This window comes from Streptomyces nojiriensis (assembly GCF_017639205.1).
Taxonomy (GTDB): domain Bacteria; phylum Actinomycetota; class Actinomycetes; order Streptomycetales; family Streptomycetaceae; genus Streptomyces; species Streptomyces nojiriensis.
Genome location: NZ_CP071139.1, coordinates 3,278,970 through 3,290,742, shown reverse-complemented (window position 1 = coordinate 3,290,742; position 11,773 = coordinate 3,278,970). Strand labels below are relative to the sequence as shown.

General features: G+C 72.4%; 11 protein-coding genes. 4 read left to right on the top strand and 7 right to left on the bottom strand.

Going from position 1 to position 11,773, the window contains the following annotated elements; all coding sequences use genetic code 11:
- Positions 1-19: 19 nt before the first annotated feature.
- Complete coding sequence (locus JYK04_RS15350) at positions 20-1,237, bottom strand: PucR family transcriptional regulator (protein WP_189736718.1); 1,218 nt, start codon at positions 1,235-1,237, stop codon at positions 20-22.
- A 92-nt stretch (positions 1,238-1,329) separates the two neighbouring features.
- Here JYK04_RS15350 and JYK04_RS15345 point away from each other — a divergent pair, with 92 nt between their 5' ends.
- On the top strand, positions 1,330-2,001 hold the full coding sequence (locus JYK04_RS15345; protein ID WP_189736716.1) for a pirin family protein: 672 nt from the start codon (positions 1,330-1,332) through the stop codon (positions 1,999-2,001).
- On the opposite strand, the gene JYK04_RS15340 is transcribed toward JYK04_RS15345, so the two are convergent.
- A complete protein-coding gene (locus JYK04_RS15340; protein ID WP_189737448.1) occupies positions 1,998-2,816 on the bottom strand; it encodes a serine hydrolase domain-containing protein in 819 nt (272 codons plus the stop codon). The genes JYK04_RS15345 and JYK04_RS15340 overlap by 4 nt on opposite strands.
- A gap of 78 nt (positions 2,817-2,894) precedes the next feature.
- On the opposite strand from JYK04_RS15340, the gene JYK04_RS15335 reads away from it, so the two are divergent.
- Both JYK04_RS15335 and JYK04_RS15330 read left to right on the top strand, forming a co-directional pair.
- Positions 2,895-3,293 carry a MerR family transcriptional regulator gene (locus tag JYK04_RS15335; protein WP_189736714.1) on the top strand — a complete coding sequence of 133 codons (399 nt, stop codon included), beginning with the start codon at positions 2,895-2,897 and terminating at the stop codon, positions 3,291-3,293.
- Positions 3,290-4,312, top strand: coding sequence for an aldo/keto reductase (locus JYK04_RS15330; RefSeq protein WP_189736712.1), 1,023 nt, complete (start codon positions 3,290-3,292; stop codon positions 4,310-4,312). Before JYK04_RS15335 ends, JYK04_RS15330 begins: the two co-directional genes overlap by 4 nt.
- Before the next feature lie 28 nt (positions 4,313-4,340).
- On the opposite strand, the gene JYK04_RS15325 is transcribed toward JYK04_RS15330, so the two are convergent.
- The 3 genes from JYK04_RS15325 to JYK04_RS15315 all read right to left on the bottom strand — a co-directional run bounded on the left by JYK04_RS15325 (position 4,341) and on the right by JYK04_RS15315 (position 7,295).
- The gene (locus JYK04_RS15325) at positions 4,341-5,195 is read right to left on the bottom strand and encodes a DUF4429 domain-containing protein (RefSeq protein WP_189736710.1); all 855 of its coding nucleotides are present in this window, start codon (positions 5,193-5,195) and stop codon (positions 4,341-4,343) included.
- A gap of 66 nt (positions 5,196-5,261) precedes the next feature.
- A complete protein-coding gene (locus JYK04_RS15320; RefSeq protein WP_373297430.1) occupies positions 5,262-6,413 on the bottom strand; it encodes an alpha/beta hydrolase in 1,152 nt (383 codons plus the stop codon).
- Positions 6,414-6,632: 219 nt separating this feature from the next.
- On the bottom strand, positions 6,633-7,295 hold the full coding sequence (locus JYK04_RS15315; RefSeq protein WP_189736708.1) for a TetR/AcrR family transcriptional regulator: 663 nt from the start codon (positions 7,293-7,295) through the stop codon (positions 6,633-6,635).
- Positions 7,296-7,681: 386 nt separating this feature from the next.
- Between JYK04_RS15315 and JYK04_RS15310 the strand changes: the two genes are divergently transcribed.
- Entirely contained in the window at positions 7,682-8,083 is a 402-nt protein-coding gene (locus JYK04_RS15310) for a peptidase inhibitor family I36 protein (RefSeq protein ID WP_189736706.1), read from the top strand.
- Here the strand turns inward: JYK04_RS15310 and JYK04_RS15305 are convergent.
- Both JYK04_RS15305 and aceE read right to left on the bottom strand, forming a co-directional pair.
- Positions 8,064-8,894, bottom strand: coding sequence for a potassium channel family protein (locus tag JYK04_RS15305; RefSeq protein ID WP_189736704.1), 831 nt, complete (start codon positions 8,892-8,894; stop codon positions 8,064-8,066). The genes JYK04_RS15310 and JYK04_RS15305 overlap by 20 nt on opposite strands.
- A gap of 82 nt (positions 8,895-8,976) precedes the next feature.
- A complete protein-coding gene (aceE, locus tag JYK04_RS15300; RefSeq protein ID WP_189736702.1) occupies positions 8,977-11,709 on the bottom strand; it encodes a pyruvate dehydrogenase (acetyl-transferring), homodimeric type in 2,733 nt (910 codons plus the stop codon).
- Between the last annotated feature and the right edge of the window lie 64 nt (positions 11,710-11,773).

Below are 11,773 nucleotides of genomic sequence, written 5' to 3'. Positions count from 1 at the left end.
GTTGATGTCCGACAAAAGTCTAGGACTGGGTGTCGCCGTCGGCCAGACGCCCGAGAATCAGGGCGATTCGCAGCGTGAACGCCGAGCGGACATCAGAAGGAGACCATCCGGTGACGTCGGTCACACGTCGCAGCCGGTAGCGCACCGTGTTGGGGTGCACGAACAGCATCCGCGCCGCCCCTTCCAGGCTGCTCGCCTGCTCCAGGTAGACGCTCAGGGTCTCCAGCAGTGCTGACCCCGCCTCCTCCAGTGGTCTGTAGATCTCCTCCACCAGCTGATCCCTGGCGGCGGGATCGGAGGCGATGGCCCGTTCCGGCAGGAGATCGTCCGCCAGGACCGGCCGAGGGGCATCCTGCCAGGCCGTGCACGCTTTCAGCCCCGCCGCCGCGGCCTGCGCCGACTTCGTCGCGTTCAGCAGGTCCGACACCACCGGTCCGGCGACCACCGGACCCGCCGCGAACGGCCCGATCAGCGACTTGGCCACCTGGATCGGGTTGTCGCTGCCGCCCGCGATGACGACCAGCCGGTCCCCGAGCACACCGGTGAGGACCTGGAGCTTGTGGTGACGGGCCGCGCGCCGGATCGCCTCGACCGTCAGCTCGCTGTCGCCCTCCGGCGCGGTGCCGAGCACCACGCACACGTGCTCCGGGGAGTTCCAGCCCAGCGCCGCCGCCCGCGACAGCGCACCCTCGTCCGCCTCGCCGGACAGCACCGCGTTGACCACCAGGGACTCCAGCCGGGCGTCCCAGGCGCCGCGCGCCTCGGCGGCCTGCGCGTACACCTGGGCGGTCGCGAAGGCGATCTCCCGGGCGTACACCAGCAGCGCCTCGCGCAGGATCGACTCGTCACCCGGGGCCGCCACCTCCTCGATCGCGGCCTCCATGACCTCGATCGTGGTGCGGACCATCTCGACGGTCTGGCGCAGGGTGATCGCCCGGGTCAGCTCGCGCGGAGCCGTCCCGAAGACATCGGTGGAGATGGCCTGCGGGGTCTCCGGGTGCCTGAACCACTCCGTGAACGCGGCGATACCGGCCTGGGCGACCAGGCCGATCCACGACCGGTTCTCGGGCGGCATGGCCCGGTACCACGGCAGGGTCTCGTCCATGCGCGCGATCGCGTTGGCGGCCAGCCGGCCCGCGGACTTCTCCAGTCGGCGGAGCGTCGCGGTGTGCGGATGGGCCGGAGCGGGATGCGCGGCATGTGTGGCGGGCGAATGCTCACGTTCGGGTTGGGGCACGTGACAAGACTGCCTTATCGGGACGGGTACGCGGAGTCCGGTCCCGCCCGTGGCCCGCGCCCCGGCCCCCGGCGGGGTCTACCGTGGCGTCCATGATTGATGTTCGCCCAGGCGCCGACCGGTACGAGGGCGGGGACCCGGCCGCCGGGATCACCACCCGGCACGCCTTCTCCTTCGGCGCCTTCTACGACCCGGACAACCTGCGCTTCGGCCCGGTGCTCGCCTGCAACGAGGAGACCCTCGCGCCGGGCGCCGGCTTCGACGAGCACCCCCACAGCCACACCGAGATCGTGACCTGGGTGATCGAGGGCGAACTCACCCACCAGGACAGCACCGGCGAGAAGAGCGTGGTGCGGCCCGGGGACGTACAGCGGCTCAGCGCCGGATCCGGGGCGCGCCACGCGGAGCGCAACGACGGCGCCGGGCGGCTGCGTTTCGTGCAGATGTGGCTCGCGCCCCTGGCCGCGGGCGGCGAGCCCTCGTACGGGGTCGTCCGGGGGATCACCGACGCCGCGCCCTACGAGGTCCCCGAGGCCGGCGCCGTCCTGCACGTCCGGCGGCCCGGCGCGGGCGAGCGCGTCGCCGTACCCGCGGCGGACCGGGTGTACCTGCACGTGGTGCGCGGGGACGTGCGCCTGGACGGGGCGGAGCTGGGCCCCGGGGATTCGGTGCGGATCACCGCCGAGCGGGACCTGGAGGTCGTCGCCGGATCCCCGGGGGAGCTGCTGATCTGGGAGTTCCCCGACCCGGAAGAGGCGGCCTAGCGGGAGCGGAGCTCGGCCAGCACCGCGTCGGTGAACGGGGTCCAGGCCTCGGCCGCCCACGGGCCGAAGGGCCGGTCGGTCAGGGCCACGCACGCGGCGCGCGCGTCGGGGTCCACCCACAGGAAGGTGCCGGCCTGGCCGAAGTGCCCGAAGGTGCGCGGCGAGGAGGAAACGCCCGTCCAGTGCGGGGACTTGTGGTCGCGGATCTCCAGGCCGAGCCCCCAGTCGTTGGGGGACTGGTGCCCGTAGCCCGGCAGGACGCCCTTGAGCCCGGGGTGGACGACGGAGGTGGCCTCGGCGACCGTACGGACGTCCAGCAGCCGCGGCGCCTGCAGCTCGGCGGCGAACCGCAGCAGGTCGGCGACGGTCGAGACGCCGTCCTTGGCGGGCGAGCCCTCCAGGGTGGTCCGCTCCATGCCCAGGGGTTCGAAGACCGCCTGGTGCAGGTACTCCGCGAAGGGGATGCCGGTGGCCTTGGCGATGTGGTCGCCGAGCTCCTCGAAGCCGGCGTTCGAGTACAGCCGGCGCTGCCCGGGCGGGGCCGACACCCGGTGCTCGTCGAAGGCCAGGCCGCTGGTGTGCGCGAGCAGGTGACGGACCGTCGACCCCTCGGGTCCGGCCGGCTCGTCCAGCTCGATCGCCCCCTCCTCGTACGCGACGAGGGCGGCGTACGCGGCGAGCGGCTTGGTGACCGACGCCAGGGCGAACCGGTGGTCGACGGGCCCGTGGGAGCCCGCCAGGCTCCCGTCGGCCCGTACGACGGCCGCCGCGGCGGTCGGTACCGGCCAGGTTTCGATGATCCGCAGGCTTTCCATGCCGTTCCCGTCCTCCACGCTGTCCATGCGGCCGAGCCTACTTGCCTGGAGTGCACTCCAGGGTTTTAGCGTGGAGCCATGAGCCAGAGCCTGACGCAGACGCGGTACACGATCAGTGAGGTCGAGGCCCGGACCGGTCTGACCCAGCACACCCTGCGCTGGTACGAGCGGATCGGCCTGATGCCGCACGTGGACCGCTCCCACTCGGGGCAGCGGCGCTTCACCGACAAGGACCTCGACTGGCTGGCCTTCGTGGGCAAGCTGCGCGCCACGGGGATGTCGGTGGCGGACATGGTGCGGTACGCCGAACTGGTCCGCGAGGGCGAGCACACGGTGGGGGAACGCCGGGAGCTGCTGGAACGCACGCGCCGCGAGGTGCGCTCGCGGATCACGGAGCTCACGGACGCGCTCGCCGTACTGGACTACAAGATCGATCTGTACGCCATGAAATCGGTATCGGGGAAGGCACAGCAATGACGGAGCACGGCACCACCCTCGAACAGGCAGAGCTCGGCAAGGGCGGCCCGCTGGTCGGCGTCCAGGGGCTCGGCTGCATGGGCATGAGCGAGTTCTACGGGGACACCGACGAGGCGGCGGCCCGCGAGACCCTCGACGCGGCGCTGGCCGCCGGGGTCACCCTCTTCGACACCGCGGACGTCTACGGGCGGGGGCGCAACGAGGAGTTCCTGGCGCCTTTCGTGGCCGCGCACCGGGACGAGATCACGCTGGCGACGAAGTTCGCCATAGAGCGCACCGACGACCCGCAGTACCGGGGCGTCCGCAACGACCGCGGCTACATCCGCGAGGCCGTCGAGGCCAGCCTGCGCCGGCTCGGCGTGGACGTCATCGACCTGTACTACATGCACCGGCGCGACCCGGCCGTGCCCTTCGCCGAGTCGGTCGGCGCCATGGCGGAGCTGGTGTCCGAGGGCAAGGTGCGCCACCTCGGCCTCAGCGAGGTCACCGGGGCGGAGCTGCGGGAGGCGCACGCCGTCCACCCGATCGCGGCGCTCCAGTCGGAGTGGTCGCTGTTCAGCCGGGACGTGGAGCGCAGCGCGGTCGGCGCGGCGGCGGAGCTGGGGGTGGCCTTCGTGCCGTACTCCCCGCTCGGCCGGGGCTTCCTGACGGGGTCCTTCGCGGACGCGTCCGCGGAGCTGTCGCAGAACGACTTCCGCCGCCACCAGCCGCGCTTCAACGGCGACAACGCGAAGGCCAACGCGGAGCTGCTGGTCCCGGTCCGGGAGATCGCCGCGCAGCACGGCGCGAGCCCGGCGCAGATCGCCCTGGCCTGGGTGCAGCAGCGGGCGCAGGTGCACGGGCTGACCGTGGTCCCGATCCCGGGCACCCGCAAGCCGGGACGGCTGCTCGAGAACACCGGGGCGACCCGGATCACCCTCACGCAGGCCGAGCTGGACCTGTTGGAGCCGATCGCCGCGCAGGTCGCCGGGAACCGCTACCCGGACATGAGCTTCACCTCGGCGGCGCGGGAGGCCTGAGCCGCCGGGCCCCGCCCGGAGCGACCGCTCAGAGCGACTCGGCGGCGAACCGGTCCCGCAGCGCCGCGTACTCCGCGTCCGTGAGCAGTCCCGCCGCGTGCAGCTCGCTCAGGTGCCGCAGCCGGTCGTCGCCGGAGCGGGCCCGTGGCACGGCGGCGACCGGGGTGCGGGCGCGCAGGGCGGCCAGGACGGCCGCGGCGAACGGCAGCGACTCGTGCACCGCCCCGTAGCCCGTGCCGAAGACGGCCGCCGCCAGGTCGTGGTCCGGGCGGGGGTCACCGGTGGTGTCCCGCGGCAGCAGCCGCAGGTGCCCGCCGGGGCCCTCCGGGGAGCACCACTCGACGCCGGTGAGCGCGGCCAGCGGGAAGCGCTGGTCGCCCGCCTTCCACTTGGTGCTGGAGGCGCCCGTACGGGACCAGTGGAAGGTGACCGCCGAGCCGTCGAAAGCCACCCGGGCGTCGTACGCCTTCAGCTGCAGCGGCGGCTGCGCCACGTCGACGAGGAAGCGCTCGGACGGTTCGGCGGCGTCCGGCCCGAGCCGGGACCGCAGCGCGTCGGCGAACTCGGCGGCGGCCTCCGCCCGGTCGCCCGGCAGCACCAGCCGGTACGGGTCGCAGACCTCCTTGAGCTGCCCGGCGGCGGCCTCCATCAGCGGATCCGCGCCCGGCCGCGGGACGGCACGCAGGATCACCGTGTCCCGCTTGCCGCCGGTCACGGTCACGGCGGACACCGCTTCGATGGGGATCCGGCGCGAGCCCAGGGCATGCCAGAGTCGTGGCAGCCTCGGCGTTCTGATCCCCCGTGCGAAGCGGATGAGCACCGAGTCCGATTCGAACTCCCAGACGGCATGATTTCCGGCCAGTACGTCACCCATGTGGCACATCGTAAACGGCGGCGCCCCCGCACGTCCCCCCGGTTGCGGGGGCCGATTTCCGCGCCTCTACGCGCGTCAGTCCTGCTCTGTCCCGGAAATCCCGCGTCGGCACGCATCGTTCCCGGTCGCACAGACAACGGAACCGAACGCGCCGGTTCCGATCTTGGCGAAATTGTCCATCGAGTCCGTACCTGGCGCGAAATAGCCGGTGTGGCTCTTGGCCCGGGCCGAGGACAGCAGCCGCGCGCCGAACGCCGGGGAGACCGGATCGGCGCCGTGACCCAGGCCGCCGACCTCCAGGTGCGGTACGTCGGCGATCCAGTCGCCCTCGTCGCGCGTCGCCCAGACCCGCGCCGAGGTGTGCAGCCCGGCGACGTTCTCCGTGCGCATCCCGGGGCTGCCCGCCACCACCACGTCGGTCACCCGGCGCGGCAGCTCGTGCGCCGCGACCCCGCAGACCACCGATCCGTAGCTGTGGCAGAACAGCGCCACGCTCGCGTCCCCCGGCAGGGCAGCGGTCAGGGACTTCAGCAGGACGGCGCCGTCGGCGGCCATGCGGCCCGTGGCGGCGTCCACGCCGATGCCCGTGGGGGCGGTGTAGCCGGCCCAGGCGATGACCGCCGTCCGGCTGTCCGGGTCGGCCGCCCGCTGGGCCTCGTACAGGGACTCGGCCATGCCGACCGGAGAGGTCAGGCGGCGCTGGGTGCGCTCGAAGGTGAGCACGTCGGTGTCGACACCGGGGACGATCACCGAGACCCGCTCGGCCGAGGCGAGGTCACCGAAGACCTCGGCCACGCGGCCGCTGCCGGTCGGGTCGAAGGCGAAGATCTGCCGGCCCGGCTGGGCGAGCGAGGCGAAGCGGTGGGAGCGCCGGGTGGCCGTGGACCGGTCGGCCGGGGTCAGCGCGACGTCGCGGCTGCGGGCCTCCTCGACCCGGCGGGCCTGCTCCAGGCCCTCCAGGTTGGCCCGGTAGCGGACGGCCGCGGGGGCACCGTCGAGGTTGCCCACGACGAGCGGGTAGCCGTCGGCGAGCCGGGCGCGCTGGGCGCCGTCGAGGCCGGCGAAGAAACGGGCCACCGTCCGGGCGGGGGCGTCCGAGGGAGGTACCGGGCGGCCGTCGATCCGGGCCTTGGCCCAGGCGCCGAGGGCGGAGACCCGCAGCGGGGAGACCGCCTCCGGCCGGTGCACGGCCGTCCAGCCGGTGGTCGCCAGCATGATGAAGACCACCGCCAGCGCGAGCAGGGCACGCAGGGCGGCAGGGCGCGGGTCGGCGCCGAGGGCGGTGGGGTGGGCAAGGCCGGGCAGGTTCACTGTGACCAGCCTATGAGACGTCTTACGCCACAGACGTGCCGGGTGACAGGACTCACGGCCGACCGTGGGACCCCGTGAGGCCCGGGCGGGGGACCCGCCGACGAGCCGTCGCACCGCACGGCGAGGGCCGTCGGGCTACGCGGACCCGCGCCAACTGGAGGTCAGCGCCGGGCCGATCCGGTCGAGGTAGCGCTCCGTCAGCCCTCGGATCGATTCCACACTGGTGTCCTCGCCCTGCCCCCAGAGCCGCCCCGTGACGCGCATCACGCCGCAGAACGCGGCGACGGCGACCCGCGGCCTCGGATCGGCGTCCACGTCCAGACCCTCGCGGGCGCCGATCAGCCGGGAGATCCGCTCCTCCAGCTCCGTGGAGCGCCGCAGGTGCACGGCGAGCAGGGCCGGGGTGGACTCGATCAGCCGGTAGCTGCGCATGTAGAGATCGACCGGCACCACCTCGGACAGGGCCACCTCCACGGTGTCCCAGGCGGCGAGCGCCGCGCCCCGCAGGGCCTCGAAGGGGCCCTCGGCCGCCGGCCGGGCGTGCAGCTCGGCGACGAACCGCGACTCGACCAGCTCCTGGAGGGCGAAGACGACCTCCTCCTTGTTGGCGAAGTAGCGGAAGAAGGTGCGCTGGGACACGTTCACGGCGCCGGTGATCTCGTCGACCGTGGTGCGCTCGTACCCCTGGGAGAGGAACAGCAGGAGGGCGGCGCGCAGCAGCGCGTTCCGGGTGCGCCGTTTCTTGCGTTCGCGCAGTCCGGTCACCGGCGCGGCCGTCGCCGACCGCTCGTCGGTCATCACCGCGGGGCTCCCTTCTGACGCCGAGTGGGCGGTCAGCGTACCGGTGACGGACGGGGTGGCGACCGCTGCGTTAAGCCGTTTGCGACGCGTCGTCCGAGCGCCTCGGCCGGGCCGCGGGAGTGTCCGCGCTTGACACGTTCGGGTGCGGGGCAGGCCGGGCCCGGACCCCGGCCGGGGCGGCCGCGGCCCGGTCCCACGGCTCCCGGACGCGTCAACTCCGCACGTACGAAGGCCATGCCGACGGGTTCCGCCGGGGCTGTCGCCTATCCGGGTGGACCCGCCCGGGGCCTCTTCCGCCCGCCCGTCGCCGCAGGTCAGCGTGGTGTCGGCGGAGCTTTCGGAAACGGTCCGGGCGCCCGCCGTCCACAAGGAGTTGACCCGTCATGCGTACGTGTCGAAGCAGCCGCGCCACCACCACGACCACCCTCGCCGCGACCGTCCTGGCCCTCACCGCCCTCATCCCGAGTACGGCCACCACGGCGCACGCCGCGGGCCCGCCGACCCTCGGGGCCTGCGCGACCGGGCAGCTGTGCCTGTGGGCGAAACCGGAGTTCAAGGGAGCACGGCAGACGCACGAGCTCAGCACCCTGGACATCAACAGCTGCACCGCGCTGCCGGCCGGGACCAGTGCCCAGTCGCTCACCAACCGCACCGGGCGCCCGGTGACCACCTATCAGTCGGCCGAGTGCGCCGAGACGGGCGAGTTCCAGACCTATCCGGGTGACGGGGTCTGGCTGCCCCAGTCGCCCTACCAGGTGCGGGCGTTCAAGGTGTGGGAGAGGTAGCTTCCCGCTGCGCCGGGGCGTTCGGCTGGGGCTGGTCGACTGCGGCCACCTCGACCGCGGCCACCTCGGCCGCGGCGGAGGCGGCCGTCGTGCCGCCCAGCCGGGCGACCTCGCCGCGCAGCGCCCGTACCTCGTCCTGCAGTTCCCGGATCGCCGCCAGCTGGAGCATGTCCGCCCGGTCGTCGCGTTCGAAGCGGGAGATGAACCACGCGGCGATGTTGGCGGTCACCACACCGAGCAGGGCGATCCCGGACAGCATCAGACCGACGGCCAGGACCCGGCCGAGGCCGGTGGTCGGCGAATGGTCCCCGTACCCGACCGTCGTCATCGTGGTGAAGGACCACCACACGGCGTCGCCCAGGTTCTTGATGTTCCCGTCGGGGGCGTCCCGCTCCACGCTGAGCACCGCCAGCGACCCGAACATCAGCAGTCCCACGACCGCCCCGGCCACGTACGTCGTCAGCTGGATCTGCGGAGCCATCCGGGCCCGCCGGCCCACCAGCATCAAGGTGGCGACCAGCCGCAGCAGGCGCAGCGGCTGCACGAGCGGCAGCACCACGGCGGCCAGGTCCAGCCAGTGGGTCCGGACGAAGTGCCTGCGGTTCGCCGCGAGGGCCAGGCGGACCAGGTAGTCGACGGCGAAGGCGCCCCACACCACCCATTCGACGTGGGTGCAGGCCCGGTGCACCCCGGCGCGCGCGTCGGGGGCGACGATGGGCACGGCGTACGCCACGGCGAACGCCACGGCGAGCAGGAGCAGCGGGGTCTGGCTCCGCCGCTCCCACACCAGCTGGCGGGAGGGTTCCTTCATGCCGAGCATCGTAAGGAACAAGTAAAGGTGAGCGGGCCCCGGCCGAAGCCGGGACCCGCTCACCGGGCCCGCCAAGCGGCGACTACGCGTCGCCGCCCGCCGCGCCCGGGTCCGCCGCCGCCACGTCCAGCAGCTGGTACCGGTCGACCGCCTGCTTCAGCACCGAGCGGTCGACCTTCCCCGCCCGGGCGAGCTCGGTGAGCGTCGCCAGGACCACCGACTGGGCGTCGATGTGGAAGAAGCGCCGCGCGGCGCCACGGGTGTCCGCGAAGCCGAAGCCGTCCGCACCCAGCGAGGTGTACGCGCCCGGCACCCACCGAGAGATCTGGTCCGGAACCGCCCGCATCCAGTCCGAGACCGCCACGAACGGCCCCTCCGCACCCGACAGCTTCCGCGTCACGTACGGGACGCGCTGCTCCTCCTCCGGGTGGAGCAGGTTGTGCTCCTCGACCTGGACCGCCTCGCGGCGCAGCTCGTTCCAGGAGGTCGCCGACCAGACGTCCGCCCGGACGCCCCAGTCGGCCGCCAGGATCCGCTGCGCCTCCAGCGCCCACGGCACCGCCACGCCCGAGGCCATCAGCTGCGCCCCGATCGTGCCCTCGGTGCCCTGCGACACCCGGTGGATGCCCTTGAGGATGCCGTCCACGTCGACGTCCGCCGGCTCGGCCGGGTGCTGGATCGGCTCGTTGTAGACGGTCAGGTAGTAGAAGACGTCCTCCGCCTCCGGGCCGTACATCCGCCGCAGACCGTCCTTGACGATGTGCGCGATCTCGTAGCCGTAGGCCGGGTCGTACGCCACGCAGCCCGGGTTCGTCGAGGCCAGCAGCTGCGAGTGACCGTCGGCGTGCTGGAGGCCCTCACCCGTGAGGGTGGTCCGTCCGGCGGTCGCGCCGAGGACGAAACCGCGCGCGAGCTGGTCGGCCATCTGCCAGAACTGGTCACCCGTGCGCTGGAAACCGAACATCGAGTAGAAGACGTAGACCGGGATGAGCGGCTCGCCGTGCGTCGCGTACGCCGAACCCGCGGCGATCAGCGAGGCCGTGCAGCCCGCCTCCGAGATGCCGTCGTGCAGCATCTGGCCGGTCGGGGACTCCTTGTACGCGAGCAGCAGGTCGCGGTCGACCGCCTCGTACTGCTGGCCCAGCGGGTTGTAGATCTTGGCGCTCGGGAAGAAGGCGTCCATACCGAAGGTGCGGTACTCGTCGGGCGCGATCAGCACGAAGCGCTTGCCGATCTCCTTGTCCCGCATCAGGTCCTTCAGGATGCGGACGAAGGCCATGGTCGTGGCGATCGACTGCTGCCCGGAGCCCTTCCTGGCGGCCGCGTACGTCGTGTCGTCCGGCAGCTGCAGCGGCTTCGCGCGCACCACGCGGGTCGGCACGTACCCGCCCAGCGCGCTGCGCTGGTCGTGCATGTACTGGATCTCGGGGGACTTCGGGCCCGGGTGGTAGTACGGCGGGGCCCCGCCCTCCAGCTGCGCGTCCGTGATCGGGATGTGCAGACGGTCGCGGAAGCGCTTGAGGTCGTCGACCGTCAGCTTCTTCATCTGGTGCGTCGCGTTGCGGCCCTCGAAGTTCGGGCCGAGCGTCCAGCCCTTGACCGTCTGGGCGAGGATCACCGTCGGCTGGCCCTTGTGGGCCTTGGCCGCCGCGTACGCCGCGTAGACCTTCTTGTGGTCGTGACCGCCGCGGCCCAGGTGCTGGATCTGCTGGTCGGACATGTTCTCGACCATCGAGCGCAGCCGCTGGTCGCCGCCGAAGAAGTGCTCCCGGATGTACGCGCCGGACTCGGTGGCGTACGTCTGGAACTGCCCGTCGGGCGTGGAGTTCATCTTGTTGACGAGGATGCCGTCGCGGTCCTGGGCCAGCAGCGGGTCCCAGGAGCGGTCCCAGATCAGCTTGATGACGTTCCAGCCGGCACCCCGGAAGATCGACTCCAGCTCCTGGATGATCTTGCCGTTGCCGCGCACCGGGCCGTCGAGGCGCTGCAGGTTGCAGTTGACGACGAAGGTCAGGTTGTCCAGGCCCTCGCGGGCCGCGATCGACAGCTGCCCCAGCGACTCCGGCTCGTCCATCTCGCCGTCGCCGAGATACGCCCAAACGTGGGACTTGGAGGTGTCGGCGATGCCGCGCGCCTCCATGTACCGGTTCATCCGCGCCTGGTAGATCGCACCGAGCGGACCGAGGCCCATCGAGACGGTCGGGAACTCCCAGAAGTCCGGCATCAGCCGCGGGTGCGGGTAGCTCGAAAGGCCGTACGGGGCCTTCGACTTCTCCTGGCGGAAGGAGTCGAGCTGCTGCTCGGTCAGCCGGTCCAGGAGGTAGGCGCGGGCGTAGATACCGGGGGAGGCGTGGCCCTGGAAGAAGATCTGGTCGCCGCCGTCGCCCTCGTCCTTGCCCCGGAAGAAGTGGTTGAAGCCCACGTCGTAGAGGGAGGCTGAGGAGGCGAACGTGGCGATGTGGCCGCCGACGCCGATACCGGGACGCTGGGCGCGCGAGACCATGACGGCCGCGTTCCACCGGGTGGCGTTGAGGACCTTGCGCTCGATCTCCTCGTTGCCGGGGAAGAACGGCTCGTCCCGGGTGGCGATCGTGTTGACGTAGTCCGTGCTGCGCATCTCCGGCACGGCCACGCGCTTCTCGCGGGCCCGCTCGATCAGCCGCAGCATCAGGTAGCGGGCGCGTTCACGGCCCCGCTCGTCGACTGCGGCGTCGAGGGAGTCGAGCCACTCCTGCGTCTCCTCCGGATCGAAGTCCGGGACCTGACTCGGCAGGCCGCCAATGATGATCGGATTGCGATCGGATGCGGAAGCCACGCTGTTCCTTCGCTGTCGGGGGGAGTCGTGCTGAAGCTGTAACTGGGGGGCGCCGCCTCCCATG

Bases quoted from the DNA above. Each gene is read 5' to 3' on its own strand.
- JYK04_RS15310 (WP_189736706.1), top strand. From the start codon at position 7,682: ATGCGTACGTGTCGAAGCAGCCGCGCCACCACCACGACCACCCTCGCC.
- JYK04_RS15315 (WP_189736708.1), bottom strand. From the start codon at position 7,295: ATGACCGACGAGCGGTCGGCGACGGCCGCGCCGGTGACCGGACTGCGC.
- JYK04_RS15340 (WP_189737448.1), bottom strand. From the start codon at position 2,816: ATGGAAAGCCTGCGGATCATCGAAACCTGGCCGGTACCGACCGCCGCG.
- JYK04_RS15345 (WP_189736716.1), top strand. From the start codon at position 1,330: ATGATTGATGTTCGCCCAGGCGCCGACCGGTACGAGGGCGGGGACCCG.
- JYK04_RS15325 (WP_189736710.1), bottom strand. From the start codon at position 5,195: ATGTGCCACATGGGTGACGTACTGGCCGGAAATCATGCCGTCTGGGAG.
- JYK04_RS15335 (WP_189736714.1), top strand. From the start codon at position 2,895: ATGAGCCAGAGCCTGACGCAGACGCGGTACACGATCAGTGAGGTCGAG.
- JYK04_RS15305 (WP_189736704.1), bottom strand. From the start codon at position 8,894: ATGAAGGAACCCTCCCGCCAGCTGGTGTGGGAGCGGCGGAGCCAGACC.
- JYK04_RS15330 (WP_189736712.1), top strand. From the start codon at position 3,290: ATGACGGAGCACGGCACCACCCTCGAACAGGCAGAGCTCGGCAAGGGC.